This window comes from Nonomuraea sp. NPDC050383, assembly GCF_044459125.1.
Taxonomy (GTDB): Bacteria; Actinomycetota; Actinomycetes; order Streptosporangiales; family Streptosporangiaceae; genus Nonomuraea.
Window position 1 is genome coordinate 347,279 of record NZ_JBITIP010000007.1, and the last position, 12,411, is coordinate 359,689.

Here is a 12,411-nt window from a genome sequence, read left to right on the forward strand (position 1 = left end):
GAACGGTGGCGCGGCCGAGGGTCAGCGGGTGAAGGCGGTGGAGGCGCGTTCGATGAGGTCGGGCTGGAAGATGACCTGGCGGTGCTCGTGGAAGTCCGGCTGGTTGGCCTCCTCCAGGAGCATGAGCGCGCCGGTGTGGCCGAGCTGCTCGCGCGGCTGCCTGATCGACGACAGCGGCACCGCGGCCGCGGCCGCGAAGTCGATGTCGTCGTAGCCCAGGATCGCGACGTCGTCCGGCACCCGCAGGCCGTACTGCGTCAGCTCCTGCAGCACCCCGAGCGCGACCAGGTCGTTGCCGCAGAACACGGCCGTCGGCCGGTCCCCGGGGGGCCGGGCGGCGATCTCCCTGCCGGCCGTGCGGCCGGTGCCCACGGTGAGGTCCGGCAGCGGGATGACGGTCAGCTCGTCCGCCGGTGACAGCACGCCGGCCAGGCCGCGGCGGCGCTCCTCCACCTGGCGGACGGTGAACGGCCCGCCCGCGAACGCGATGTGGCGATGCCCCCGCTCCAGCAGGTGCAGGCCGGCCAGCCGGCCGCCGAGCACGTCGTCGGAGGCGACGGCGCACCCCCGGCCGTGCCGCGACGAGCTGTCGAACAGCACCACCGGGATGCCGCGGGACACGAGCCTGCCCAGCCGCTGCTCCTGGCCCTCGGCGTTCACCGGGGTGATCAGCACCCCGAAGGGGCGCTCCTCCTCGAACATCTCCAGCAGCCGCGCCTCGCGGGTGGCGTCCTTGCTGCTGTTGACCACCATCACGTTGAGGTCCGCGGTCTCGGCCGCGCTCTCGATGCCGCGCAGCACGTCGATGACGAACGGGTTCGACAGGTCGAGCGCGACCACGCCGATGGTCCTGCTGCGCCCGGCCCGCAGGTGACGCGCCGAGCCGTTGCGGACGTAGCCGAGCTGGGTGACCGCCGTCTGAACCCGCAGTCGTGTCTCGGGAGCCACCAGCTCGGGGCGGTTGAGCACGTTGCTCACGGTGCCGACGGAGACGCCGGCGAGGCGCGCGACCTCTTTGATGCTCGACATCGTTCCTCGTCTGGTGGGCGTTCCTCGTGCGGTGAGCCGCGTGCCGGATGGGCGGGTGAGCGGGCGGGCGTCGGCGGGCCGTGCGGGTCGGGCGCGTCGTGCGGGATGGAGGTCGGCGGAGGCCGGCGCCGGATCGTGCCGGCTCTGGCGCGCACAGGGCCCGCATGATCATAGCGCAAGCCCGGCAGTCCTATCGAAACGATTTTACCGCGTTAAGGCGATTGTCTTATTAAGGCGGCTGCCTTAACGTCGAACATGATCAGACATCGACATGAGGGGGCGTCATGACCGAGTCCGTGCCGACCTATCCCTTCGACCGGAAGGAGACTCTGGAGCCGCCGCGCGAGTGGAGCGAGCTGCAGGAGCGGTGTCCCGTGGCGCACGTGCGGCTGCCCAGCGGCGACACCGCCCAGCTCGTCACCCGTTACGACGACGTGCGCGCGCTGCTCACCGACCCGCGCTTCCGGCGCGGCGGGCAGGACGCCGCGCGGGTGGCGACCACGCCGGACGGCGGCCTGTTCGCCCGCAACACCATGAGCATCACCGAGGGCGAGGGCCACCGGCGGTGGCGGCGGCTGCTCACCCGCTCCTTCACCATCAAGAAGATCGAGGCGTGGCGGCCCCGCGTGCAGCGGATGGCCGACGACCTGGTCGACGCCATGCTGGAGGCCGGGCCGCCGGCCGACCTGTCGGCCCGGCTGGGCCTGCCGCTGCCGGTCCAGGTCATCTGCGCCCTGGTGGGCGCCCCGGCCGAGGACCAGGACAGGTTCGCGCACTGGTCGCAGGTCATGCTGACCCTGACGCGCCACACCCAGGAGGAGGTGCAGCGGGCGTACGAGGAGTTCGACGCGTACGTGTCCGCCCTGGTCGACGCCAGACGCGCCGACCCCGGCGACGACCTGCTCAGCGAGCTGACCCAGGTCTTCGACAGCGAGGACGGCCGGCTCAGCCACGAGGAGCTGATCGCGACCGTGCGGGCGCTGCTGCTGGCCGGGCACGAGACCACGTCCAACATGATCGTCATCATGACCGCGATGCTCCTGTCGGAGCGCGAGCGCTACCAGGCGGTGATCGACGACCCGGGCCTCATCCCCGGCACGGTCGAGGAGGTGCTGCGCCTGGACAGCACGCTCAGCGTGGTCGGCTTCCCGAGGGTCGCCGGCGAGGACCTCGAGGTCGGCGGCGTCCCGGTGCCGGCGGGCAGCACCCTCATCCCGTGCCGTCCAGCCGCGAACCGGGACCCGCGCAAGTTCGACGACCCCGACCGCTTCGACCCGCACCGGACCAACGCCAACCAGCACCTCACCTTCGGCGCGGGCCCGCACTTCTGCCTCGGCCAGCCGCTGGCCCGCCTGGAGCTGCAGGTGGTGCTGGACACGCTGACCCGCCGGCTGCCCACGCTCGCGCTGCGCGACGGCGCCGAGGCGCTGCGCCTGCGCACCGGGCTGCTGTCGGGCGGCCTGGAGAACGTCTGGGTGACCTGGTGAGCGGGTCACGACGACCGTGACGGTCTCGGCATGCAGCACAAGCACGACGCGAAGAGCATGAGCAACACGTACGACGTGAGCGTCGTCGCGGACCGGAACGGGGCGCTTCCGCCCGCTCCGGCGAGCGCGTCCTCGCCGCGCTCCGCCGCCGCGAGGAGCCTCATCATGCGCGCCGCCGAGCGGCTCTACGCCACCCGGGGCCTCGCCGGTGTGTCGATCCGGCAGATCGGCGAGGCCGCCGGGCAGCGCAACAAGTCAGCGGTGCAGTACCACTTCACCGGGCGCGACGCGCTCATCAAGGCCGTCCTCGCCGAGCACGCCGACGCGATCGAGCGGCACCGGCTGGCCATGATGAGCGCGCTCGGCGACCCGGCCGGCATGTCGCTGCGCGACCAGCTCCGCTGCGCCGTGCTGCCTCGCATCGAGCACCAGATCGATCTCGGCACCCCGTCCTGGTACGCCCGGTTCCTCGCCCAGATCGTCGTCGAGCCCGCCCTGCGGGACCACGCCGTCCGCGCGCACCTGGACACCCCGTCCCTGCGCCGCCTGTACGACGCCATCCACGCCGCGCGGGCGGCCGTACGCGCCGGGAACGCCGGAGGAGCGGCCGAATCCGCCGGAAACGCCGGGGGAGTGGCCGTACGCGCCGGGAACGCGGGAAGGGCGGAGCGCGACCCCGGCGCGACCGCGCGCCGGGAGGCCATGACCCGCCAGCTGATCGTGCACATGTGCGCCGAGCTGGAGACGGACCTGGCGGCCGGCCGCGCCCGCGCCGAGGCGGCGGCCGGGGCCTGGCGCCGCCTCGGCGAGGACCTGGTCACGGCCCTGTGCGGCATGGTCGGCGCCCTGGACGCGGACGATCCGGCCAGGGCCGATCCAGCCAGGGCCGATCCGGCCGTGGGCGCCCCGGCCGTGGGCGCCTCCGGCGAGCGTCTCCCGGGGAGCCGCCCGCCGGAACGGTGACGGGCGGCCGGTCCCGTGGCACGGTCACCTCACGGGAAGGACGTTCTGCGCGTAGCGTCCCGACACGTTGCCCGGCGCCTGGTAGGCGCAGGCGATGTACGTCTCGTACCCCCGGGTGCCCGGCCCCGCGGCCCGGGCGCAGCCGAGCCGGGTCGTGCCCTTCCAGACCACCTGGGTGAAGAAGCCCGTGCGGGAGGAGAACCCCGGCGCCCGGAAGTCGTAGGACCCGACGCCGGCGTACCACTTCTTCACCGCGTCCGCGCAGGTCGCCGCCCGGCCGGAGGAGGTCAGGAACCAGTGGACGTTCTGGCCGTACCCCGGATCCCCGCCGGCCTGTTGGAGGCCCTCGTACCGGCTGAGTTCGGTCACGCGCCGGCTGGCGTGGTCGACGAGTCTCTGGTCGGTCGTGAGGTCGGGCGCGCCGTGGCGCGCGCGGAAGGCGTTGTGGGTGGCGAGGCATTCGCTCTGGAAGGCCGCGTCCGTGCGGAGCGGCAGGGGCGGGCGGGCCCGCGTCGCCTCGGCGGGCCCCGCCGCGGCCGTGAGCGCGGTCACGAGCGCGACACCGGCGCCCACCGTCGTAGCGGCCTTGATCGTCCGTCCTGCGAGTCGGGACATCTCATCTCCAATCTGCCCACGCCTCGGTCAGGCGGTTCTGCCTGGTGAGAGGCGAGGCGAGGGACAGATCGAAAGTCTCACCACGATGACGGCCGGCGCGATGTCGGCTGGAGATACTCGTTGGCCTGCGGATTTGCGGCGTGTCCCCCGTAACGGCCGCGGGGGATCCCGCAGAGCTCGGGCACAAGACGCGTAAGGTGAGAATCTGCCACGCGAACGGAATTCGCGGCGCTCCGAAGGCGGACTGGTGCGTCATTTGTGGTGAAATGCCCGGTCGCCGGGAAATATGACCACGCGGTCCGGCGGCGTGGCAGGATGGTCCGGTCGGGCCGCCGCGATTTGCTGATTTGGAGCGTTATGCCGTCCGCTCACGACAGGGGGAACGTGGCCGGAACTCCCCACACCGGAGTGCCGGAAAGCGCGACCGGCAGAGAGGCCCGTCGCTCCGGGCCCACGGCGCTGCGGATTCTGGTCGGCGCGCACCTGCGCCGGCTCCGCGAGGCGCGGGGGATCTCCCGCGAGGAGGCCGGGTACCTCATCCGGGGCTCCCACTCCAAGATCAGCCGCCTGGAGCTCGGCCGCACCGGCTTCAAGCTGCGCGACGTGGCGGACCTGCTCACCCTGTACGGCGCGGACGAGGCCGAGCGCTCGGCGCTGCTCACCATGGCCGAGCAGGCCAACGCGCCCGCCTGGTGGCACGACTACCGCGATGTCGTGCCCGAGTGGTTCGAGGACTACCTGGGGCTGGAGCGCGACGCGTCGCTGATCCGCACCTACGAGATCCAGTACGTGCCCGGCCTGCTGCAGACCGAGGAGTACGCCCGCGCGGTCATCAGGCAGGGACACGAGGGCAGCCCCGCCGAGGAGATCGAGCGCCGGGTCGGGGTGCGCATGCGCCGCCGGCAGATCCTCCTCTCAGCCGCCCCGCCCAAGCTGTGGGCGGTGATCGACGAGGGCGCCCTGCGCCGGCAGGTGGCCGACTCCGCGACGATGCGAGCCCAGCTGGAGCACCTCGCGACGCTGGCCGAGCTGCCCCACATCACGATCCAGGTGCTCACGTTCGCCTCCGGCGGCCACGTCGGCGGCACCGGGCCCGTCACCATCCTGCGCTTCGCCCCGGCGGAGCTGGACGACGTCGTCTACCTGGAGCACATCGCCGGCGCGCAGTACCTGAGCCGCAGGCAGGACGTCCTGCCGTACCAGCACCTGCTGGACCAGCTGGTCGTGCACGCGCGGCCCTCGGCCGCCACCCCGTCGATCCTGCGGTTGCTCGCCGCCGGGGTCTAGCGCCCGCGTCCGCACGACCGGCGTCACGGCTTGCGGCCGACGCCGCAGAAGGCGTCCACCTCGTCCGGCACGCCGAACACGCCCGCCTCCACCCGCCAGCGCGACACCGACACGACGCCCGGCTCCACCAGCTCCAGCCCGTCGAAGAACCGGGAAATCTCCTCCGGGGTCCGCAGCCGGTACGAGTAGACCTTCCCCTCGTCGCGCAGGCGCTCGGCCTCGGCGGCGGCGTCCGGGTTGACCGTCTTCGTGCCGTCCTCGAACACCAGGTGACTGCCCGGCGCGAGCGCGTCCAGCAGCCCCTCGACCAGCGCGTACGCCTGGTCGTCGTCGAAGACGGTGCCCATCACGCCCAGGAGGATGAGCGCGGTGGGGCGGCTGAGGTCCAGGGTCTTGGCCGCGAAGTCCAGGACGGTGCCGGGGTCGCGGACGTCGGCCTCGATGTAGTCGCAGGCGCCGAGGGGATGGCTCGTGAGCAGCGCCTGAGCGTGGACCAGCACCAGGGGGTCGTTGTCCACGTACACGATGCGGCAGGTCGGATCGACCCGCTGGGCGACCTCGTGAGTGTTGTCCACGGTGGGCAGCCCGGTGCCGATGTCCAGGAATTGCCGGATTCCGGCCTCTTCGGCGAGATATCGCACTGCGCGTCCCAGAAAGGCACGGGTATGGCGGGCGATATCCTCCATGCCGGGATATACCTGGCGGAGCTGCTCGGCGAGTTCGCGGTCGACCGGGTAGTTGTCCTTTCCGCCCAGCCAGTAATTCCACACCCGAGCCTGATGGGGTCTGGTGATGTCGATCCTGGGGAGAGGCGTTTCGTCGGCCACGCAAATTCTCCTCTTGTGTCGCATCTGTAGTGATTCAAACCTAATGCCGCGCCCTTTTCCGCGCCACCGGTGATCGCCGGCCGGACGGGACCACCAGGAGGATCAGCGGTGGCGGCGCGTGGCGGCCAGGTAGGCGAGGGCCGCCACCGTGAGGGCGGCGTGGACGGCGAACGCGACGGCGGGACCCGAGGGCAGCAGGACGCCGCCGAGTGCGGTGCCCAGGGCGATGCCCGCGTACATGGCGGAGGCGTTGAGGCCCACGACCACGGCGGTCTCGGCCGGGGCCGCGGAGATCAGCCGTACCTGCTGGGCCGGAGTCTGGGACCAGGTGCTCGCGCCCCAGGCCGCCACCAGGAGCGCGGTGAGCGGGAGCCAGTGCACCCCGGCATGGGCGGTCCACGCCAGCGCGGCCAGCGCGACCGCGATCCCCGCGTACCCGGTGGCCAGCACCCGGATCGGGCCGCGCCGGTCGACCGCCGCGCCCGCCACGGCGTTCCCGGCCACCGCCCCGGCCCCGTACAGGAACAGCAGCCACGTCTCCGCCGACGGCCCGGCGCCGAGGGTGCGCAGCAGCGGGACGGTGTACGCGTACAGGCCGTAGCTCGCGGCCAGGCCGAGCACGGTCAGCGGCAGCACGGCGACGACGCCGGGCTGACGCAGGGCGGCCAGGCGCTCGCGCAGCGGCACCCGCGGGTTTCCGGGCAGCGGCGGCAGGGCGGCGCGCACGCCCGCCGCGCCAACCGCGCACATGGCCGCCACCAGTGCGAGGGCGGCCCGCCAGTCCAGCAGCCTGCCCGCGAGGTTCCCCAGGGGGACGCCGACGGCGGTGGCGACGGTCAGGCCGCCGACCACCACGGCCAGGGCGCGGGCCCGCTGCCGCGGCGCGACCAGCGCGGCGGCCACGGCCCCGGCGTTCGGCGTGAAGACGGACGCGCCGGCGGCGGCCACGACGCGGGTGACCATCAGCGCCGGGTAGTTCGGCGCCAGCGCCGAGCCCAGATTGGCCAGCGCGAGCACGACCAGCGCGCCTGCCAGGAGCGGGCGGCGCGGGAGCCGGGACGTGAGGGTGGCCAGGACGGGGGAGAGCAGGGCGTAGGTGACGGCGAAGACGGTGGCGGACTGCCCGGCGGCGCTCTCGGAGACGCCGAGGGAGCGGGCCATGGCCGGGAGGAACCCGGCCACCACGTAGGCGTCCGTGCCGACGGCGAACGTGCCGAGCGCCAGGATCAGGGTCCGGCGGAGCCCGTGCGGGCGCGGCGTAACCAGGACATCGGACATCCCGATTTCCTTTCGTGAACGGGCCGGGCCCGGCGGATGGACCCGGCCTCGGGGGACGGTGGAGGGAAGGTGGAGGGAAGGGGTCAGCCGGTCATGCGGCTGTAGTTGCGCCGGGTGCGCTCGGCGCTCTCCGGGGCGAGGGCCATGAGGTCGGCGATCGTCTGCGCGGCCAGCTCACGCCGCCAGGCCAGCTCGGCGCGGCGCATCGCCGTCGAGATGCCGCACGGCCGGCTGACATCGTGCCCGGAGCCCTGGCCGCCCACGCCCCGCTGCCGGATCTCGGCGCAGCGGAACAGCTCCGAGGGCCCCTGGAGGGCGGTGACGACGTCCATGAGGGTGATCCGCTCCGGCGGCCGGGCCAGGGAGAAGCCGCCTCTGGCCCCCGGGGTGGAGGCCAGGATGCCGGCCCGGGTCAGCGCCTGGAGGCGCTTCTTCAGGTACTCCTGCGGCAGGTCGAACCACGCGGCCAGCCTGCGGATGGACACCGGCCCCTCGTCGCGCAGCCAGGCCAGGGTCACGCAGCAGTGCAGACCCCACTCGACTCCCTCGCCCATGTGCATAAGGGGACTATAGATGTCCCGATTGCGCGGCCGGAAACCGGGGGGAGGGGAGCAGGGCGGGCGTCAGGAGCGGCCGCGGCCGGTGAGGGCGTCCCTCAGGCGGTCGATCAGCCCCGCACCGGGCGCCAGCAGCTTGTCGGCGGGCGGCTTGTCGGGCGCGGACGGGTGCGGTCGGGTCGGGGCCAGCTTCTTCGCCCGCTCCACCTTGGCTCCGAGCTCGGTGAGCGCCTCGGGCGGGCAGGCCGCGCGCAGCCGGGGGAACAGGTCGCCCTCCTCGTCCTGGATGTGATGGCGGATCTCCCTCATCAGCTCCTCCAGGACGGGCCAGAAGTCGTCGTCGCCCGGCTCCAGGCGCTCCAGCCGCTTCATGGTCTCCTCGGCCTCGGCGTGCTCGGCGATCTCCTTGTCGGCCAGCTCGTCGCCGCCCGGCACGTGCTCGCGGACCGCCGGGTACAGGTACGCCTCCTCCGCCACCGAGTGGCGGACCAGCTCGATGACGACCTGTTCGGCCAGGGTCTGCGGCCGCTCCCCGATGGCGCCGATCATCGTCTCCAGCTCCGCGAACACCTGCTCGACCTCGCGATGGTCCGTCACGAGCACGGTGATCACGTCCCGCTGCTCGCCCCCGCCCTGCTGATCGTTCATGTCGATTCCTCCCCTGTCACCCCTGTCCGCGCTATGACCTGGCCAAACGCACCCCGTCGGCGGGGAGGTGGCCGGCCGCCTTGAGGGTGGCGAGGACGGGGGCGGTCTCCAGCGTGCGGACGCCGTCGAGGGCACCGAGCCGGTGGACGAGGTAGCGGTGCAGGTCGGCGGGGCCGGAACAGAGCGCGTGGGCGAGCAGGTTCGTGGTCCCGGTCGTGGCGATGACCACGGCCAGTTCGTGATGGCCGGCCAGGGCGGTGGCCACCCGCTCCAGGTCGGCGGGCGCGACCGCCATCCAGAGCAGCGCCTGGGTGGTGACCCCGTAGGCGGCGGCGTCGATCTCCACGTCGAAGAACAGGACGTCGCGGGCGCGCAGGTCGGCCAGGCGGCGGGCCACCGTCGCCTGGGACCAGCCGGTGGCGGCGGCCAGGTCCGCGTGGCCGGCGCGCCCGTCGTGGCGCAGCGCGTCGATCAGCGCGCGGTCCGCCTGTGTGAGGGGGGCGTTGCCGGACGGGGCGGGCAGGGCCGGGCGCAGCCGCTCCTGCTGCGCGTCGTCGAGGTTCTGGAGCCGGCCGCGCCAGGCCGCGGGGCCGCCCAGGTACGTGTGCAGCAGGCAGTGCGCCGAGACGCCGGTGATCCCGCTCCTGCGGGGGACGTCGTGGAGCAGCGGCGGGCGGGTGGCGTCCGGCGCGTCGACGATGGTGAAGATCTCCGTGCCGCCGGAGGTCAGCTTGACCCAGGAGGTGTCGGCGCGGCGGGCCAGCGAGTGCGCCAGCGTCCGGGCGGCGGACGGGGTCGTGGTGAGGCGGACCACCCACTGGGTGTGGCCGGACCGGCCGTGGTCGGCCAGGCCCACCACGCGCAGCCCCGCCTCGCGGCGGAGCCGTTCGTAGCGGCGCGTCACCGTCTGCGGGGACACGCCCAGCACCTCGGCGACGCGGCTGAACGGGGCCCGGCCGTCGATGTGCAGGGCGTGGACCAGTGCACGGTCGAGCTCATCCATGGTGGCCATATTTCCTCAAAAATGGGTCCTAGATGGAGAAAATCACCATCTCAGGCCGCCTGGCTGGAAGGCCGCCGCCCTCCGCCCGACCCTGTTCCCCGGAACGACTCCGAGGAAGAGGGAACCCGATGCTGCTCCATCACCACGTCGCCCACCGGTGGCGATGGGCCGGGCTGGCCGCCCTGCTCGTCGCCGAGGCGATGAACCTGCTCGACGCGACGATCGTGACGGTCGCCGCGCCGGTCATCCACGCCGATCTCGGCGGCGACGCCTCGGCCATCCCGTGGTTCAACGCCGCGTACACGCTGCCGTTCGCGGTGCTGCTGATCACCGGCGGCCGGCTGGGCGACCTGGCCGGGCGGCGGCGGGTGTTCGCCGCCGGCGTGGCCGCGTTCGCACTCGCCTCGGCCGCCTGCGCGCTCGCGCCGGAGGCCGGGACGCTGATCGGCCTGCGCGCGGTCCAGGGCGCCGCCGCCGCGCTGGTCATCCCGCAGACCATCGGGCTGATCCGGACCATGTTCGACGGCGCCGAGCTGGCCAGGGCCATGGGGAGCATCGGGCCGGTGATGGGGCTGGCCGCCGTCGCCGGGCCGGTCCTGGGCGCCGTGCTCACGCACGCCGACCTGCTCGGCTCGTCATGGCGATCGGTCTTCCTGGTCAACGTGCCCCTGGCCGCCGCCGTGCTGGCCGTCGTCCCCCTGATGCCGGCCGGAGAGCCCCGTACGGCGGGCGGCCCGGGCCGGCCGCGTCTCGACGGGACGGGGACCGTGCTCGCGGCGCTCGGCACCGGCCTGCTGGTGTACCCGCTCATCCGGGGCGAGGCCGCCGGAGGGCCGGCGGCGGGCTGGGCCATGGCGGCGGCAGGGGTGGTCCTGTCCGTGGTGTTCGGCCTGCACCAGCGCCGCCGGGCCCGGGCGGGTCGTGACGGGCTGGTCGAGGTGAGCCTGTTCCGGGACCGCGGCTTCCCGGCCGCGCTGGCGACCTCGGCCCTGTTCTTCGCGGCGATGAACGGCCTGACGCTCGTGGTCGTCCTGGAGGTGCAGCTCGGCCTGGGCCGCGACGTGGTGACCGCCGGGCTCTCGCTGCTGCCCTGGTCGGCGGCCATGGGGGTGGCCTCCTTGGTCGCGGGCGCCCGCCTGGTGCCCCGGTACGGGCCGCGGCTGATGTTCGCCGGGCTCGCCGTCACGCTCGCCGGACTGGCGATCACCCTCATCGCCCACCACAAGTCCGCCGGGGGCCTCGGGTGGCTCGTGGCCGCGGGACTGGCCGTCGCCGGCGCCGGGAACGGGCTGTTCACCACTCCCTTCTTCACCGCCGCGCTGTCCCGCGTCCGCCCGCACGAGACCGGCTCGGCCGCCGGGCTGCTCAACGCCGTCCAGCAACTGGGCGCGACGCTCGGCACCGCGGTCCTCGGCGGCGCCTTCCTGCGCGGCCTGGCGCAGGGCGCCGGGCACGTGTCCGCCGCCCGGTCGGCCGGCCTGCTCGCCGCCGCGCTGCTGGCCGCCACCGCCGTCGCCGCCGCCCTCATGCGCACGGATCGATCAGGCGCTGCCAGGTAGGGGAGCCGCGGTGAGGATCGCCGTGCCGCGGCAACACCATGGAGCCCGTTCTGGCGCCGTCAGTCGAAGAGCACCACCTGGCGGATCACGTCCCCGCCCTTGTCCAGGGTCTTGACGGCGTCGGCCAGGTCCTCGAAGCGGATGCGGCGGGTGATGAGGCTCTCCAGGTCCAGCCGGCCGGCCCGCCACAGGTCCACGAACCGCTTGGCGTCGCGGCGCAGGTCGGAGCAGCCGTAGATGGAGCTGAGGATGTTCTTGCCGTCGAACAGCAGGGAGAAGGCGTCGATCTCGACCTGGTCGTCCGCGGCGCCCGCGCCCACGACCACGACGTTCCCGCCGCGCCTGGCGGCCTGCCAGGCGGCCTTCACGGTGCTCGACCGGCCGACGGCCTCGAAGGCGTGGTCGAAGCCGCGCCCGCCGGTGAGCAGTCCCTTGACCGCCTCCATCTGGTCCGGCGTGGTGGCGTGGGTGGCGCCGAAGCCCTTGGCGAGCTCGTGCTTGGCCACGACCGGGTCCACGGCCAGGATGGTCGCCGCGCCGGCCAGCCGCGCCCCCTCGATGACCGACAGCCCGATGCCGCCCGCGCCGATGACGACGACGGAGGCGCCCTCCTCGACCCCGGCCGTGTTGATGACCGCGCCCACACCGGTGGCGACCGCGCAGCTCAGCAGCGCGGCCAGCTCGAACGGCACGTCCGGGTCGATTCTGATCGCGGCCTGGGCGGGGACGACGAGCTCCTCGGCCCAGGCGCCGACGCCGCCGAAACCGAAGCACGGGGTGTCGCCGGCCAGGCGGAAGCGCGGCTTGGTGAAGCCTTCCAGGACGTACGTGATGCACAGGTACGGCTGGCCGCCCAGGCAGTCGGGGCAGGTCCCGCAGGCCGGGATGAACGACAGCACCACGTGGTCGCCCGGCGCCAGCCCGGTCACCCGGGAGCCGATCTCGACCACCTCGCCCGCGGCCTCGTGCCCGAGCACGGCCGGCAAGGAGGTGGGCAGCACGCCCTTGAGCGCGGAGACGTCGGAGTGGCAGACGCCGGTCGCCCGGACGCGGATCCTGACCTCGCCGGGGTCGGGCCCGGCGACCGTGACGTCGTCGCGCAGTTCGAGGGCGGCACCGGGCTCGTGGACTATTGCGGCGCGCATGGTCGGTTCCTCC

12 protein-coding genes are annotated in these 12,411 nt (G+C 73.6%); 4 read left to right on the forward strand and 8 right to left on the reverse strand.

Going from position 1 to position 12,411, the window contains the following annotated elements:
* Window positions 1-21: 21 nt before the first annotated feature.
* The gene (locus ACIBG4_RS20215; RefSeq protein ID WP_397203070.1) at window positions 22-1,029 is read right to left on the reverse strand and encodes a LacI family DNA-binding transcriptional regulator; all 1,008 of its coding nucleotides are present in this window, start codon (window positions 1,027-1,029) and stop codon (window positions 22-24) included.
* 284 nt (window positions 1,030-1,313) lie between these two features.
* Between ACIBG4_RS20215 and ACIBG4_RS20220 the strand changes: the two genes are divergently transcribed.
* Window positions 1,314-2,516 carry a cytochrome P450 gene (locus ACIBG4_RS20220; protein WP_397203071.1) on the forward strand — a complete coding sequence of 401 codons (1,203 nt, stop codon included), beginning with the start codon at window positions 1,314-1,316 and terminating at the stop codon, window positions 2,514-2,516.
* 30 nt (window positions 2,517-2,546) lie between these two features.
* Complete coding sequence (locus ACIBG4_RS20225; RefSeq protein ID WP_397203073.1) at window positions 2,547-3,479, forward strand: TetR/AcrR family transcriptional regulator; 933 nt, start codon at window positions 2,547-2,549, stop codon at window positions 3,477-3,479.
* Between the two features lie 24 nt (window positions 3,480-3,503).
* Here ACIBG4_RS20225 and ACIBG4_RS20230 read toward each other — a convergent pair whose 3' ends face one another.
* On the reverse strand, window positions 3,504-4,094 hold the full coding sequence (locus ACIBG4_RS20230; protein ID WP_397203074.1) for a CAP family protein: 591 nt from the start codon (window positions 4,092-4,094) through the stop codon (window positions 3,504-3,506).
* A gap of 384 nt (window positions 4,095-4,478) precedes the next feature.
* Here ACIBG4_RS20230 and ACIBG4_RS20235 point away from each other — a divergent pair, with 384 nt between their 5' ends.
* A complete protein-coding gene (locus ACIBG4_RS20235; RefSeq protein WP_397203075.1) occupies window positions 4,479-5,381 on the forward strand; it encodes a helix-turn-helix domain-containing protein in 903 nt (300 codons plus the stop codon).
* A 23-nt stretch (window positions 5,382-5,404) separates the two neighbouring features.
* On the opposite strand, the gene ACIBG4_RS20240 is transcribed toward ACIBG4_RS20235, so the two are convergent.
* The 5 genes from ACIBG4_RS20240 to ACIBG4_RS20260 form a co-directional block, all read right to left on the reverse strand.
* On the reverse strand, window positions 5,405-6,208 hold the full coding sequence (locus ACIBG4_RS20240; protein ID WP_397203077.1) for an SAM-dependent methyltransferase: 804 nt from the start codon (window positions 6,206-6,208) through the stop codon (window positions 5,405-5,407).
* Between the two features lie 102 nt (window positions 6,209-6,310).
* Complete coding sequence (locus ACIBG4_RS20245) at window positions 6,311-7,486, reverse strand: MFS transporter (RefSeq protein ID WP_397203078.1); 1,176 nt, start codon at window positions 7,484-7,486, stop codon at window positions 6,311-6,313.
* Between the two features lie 83 nt (window positions 7,487-7,569).
* Entirely contained in the window at window positions 7,570-8,046 is a 477-nt protein-coding gene (locus ACIBG4_RS20250; RefSeq protein ID WP_310714849.1) for an Rrf2 family transcriptional regulator, read from the reverse strand.
* 63 nt (window positions 8,047-8,109) lie between these two features.
* Complete coding sequence (locus ACIBG4_RS20255; RefSeq protein WP_397203079.1) at window positions 8,110-8,691, reverse strand: hemerythrin domain-containing protein; 582 nt, start codon at window positions 8,689-8,691, stop codon at window positions 8,110-8,112.
* A 31-nt stretch (window positions 8,692-8,722) separates the two neighbouring features.
* Window positions 8,723-9,694 (reverse strand): Lrp/AsnC family transcriptional regulator, encoded by a 972-nt coding sequence (locus ACIBG4_RS20260; protein ID WP_397203080.1) that lies wholly within the window; start codon window positions 9,692-9,694, stop codon window positions 8,723-8,725.
* A 128-nt stretch (window positions 9,695-9,822) separates the two neighbouring features.
* On the opposite strand from ACIBG4_RS20260, the gene ACIBG4_RS20265 reads away from it, so the two are divergent.
* Window positions 9,823-11,253, forward strand: coding sequence for an MFS transporter (locus ACIBG4_RS20265; RefSeq protein WP_397203082.1), 1,431 nt, complete (start codon window positions 9,823-9,825; stop codon window positions 11,251-11,253).
* A gap of 59 nt (window positions 11,254-11,312) precedes the next feature.
* On the opposite strand, the gene ACIBG4_RS20270 is transcribed toward ACIBG4_RS20265, so the two are convergent.
* A complete protein-coding gene (locus ACIBG4_RS20270) occupies window positions 11,313-12,398 on the reverse strand; it encodes a Zn-dependent alcohol dehydrogenase (RefSeq protein ID WP_397203083.1) in 1,086 nt (361 codons plus the stop codon).
* Window positions 12,399-12,411 lie beyond the last annotated feature (13 nt).

Excerpts from the sequence above, each read along its gene's own strand:
- ACIBG4_RS20215 (WP_397203070.1), bottom strand. The coding sequence starts at position 1,029 with ATGTCGAGCATCAAAGAGGTCGCGCGCCTCGCCGGCGTCTCCGTCGGC.
- ACIBG4_RS20220 (WP_397203071.1), top strand. The coding sequence starts at position 1,314 with ATGACCGAGTCCGTGCCGACCTATCCCTTCGACCGGAAGGAGACTCTG.
- ACIBG4_RS20225 (WP_397203073.1), top strand. The coding sequence starts at position 2,547 with ATGCAGCACAAGCACGACGCGAAGAGCATGAGCAACACGTACGACGTG.
- ACIBG4_RS20230 (WP_397203074.1), bottom strand. The coding sequence starts at position 4,094 with ATGTCCCGACTCGCAGGACGGACGATCAAGGCCGCTACGACGGTGGGC.
- ACIBG4_RS20245 (WP_397203078.1), bottom strand. The coding sequence starts at position 7,486 with ATGTCCGATGTCCTGGTTACGCCGCGCCCGCACGGGCTCCGCCGGACC.
- ACIBG4_RS20250 (WP_310714849.1), bottom strand. The coding sequence starts at position 8,046 with ATGCACATGGGCGAGGGAGTCGAGTGGGGTCTGCACTGCTGCGTGACC.
- ACIBG4_RS20255 (WP_397203079.1), bottom strand. The coding sequence starts at position 8,691 with ATGAACGATCAGCAGGGCGGGGGCGAGCAGCGGGACGTGATCACCGTG.
- ACIBG4_RS20260 (WP_397203080.1), bottom strand. The coding sequence starts at position 9,694 with ATGGATGAGCTCGACCGTGCACTGGTCCACGCCCTGCACATCGACGGC.
- ACIBG4_RS20265 (WP_397203082.1), top strand. The coding sequence starts at position 9,823 with ATGCTGCTCCATCACCACGTCGCCCACCGGTGGCGATGGGCCGGGCTG.
- ACIBG4_RS20270 (WP_397203083.1), bottom strand. The coding sequence starts at position 12,398 with ATGCGCGCCGCAATAGTCCACGAGCCCGGTGCCGCCCTCGAACTGCGC.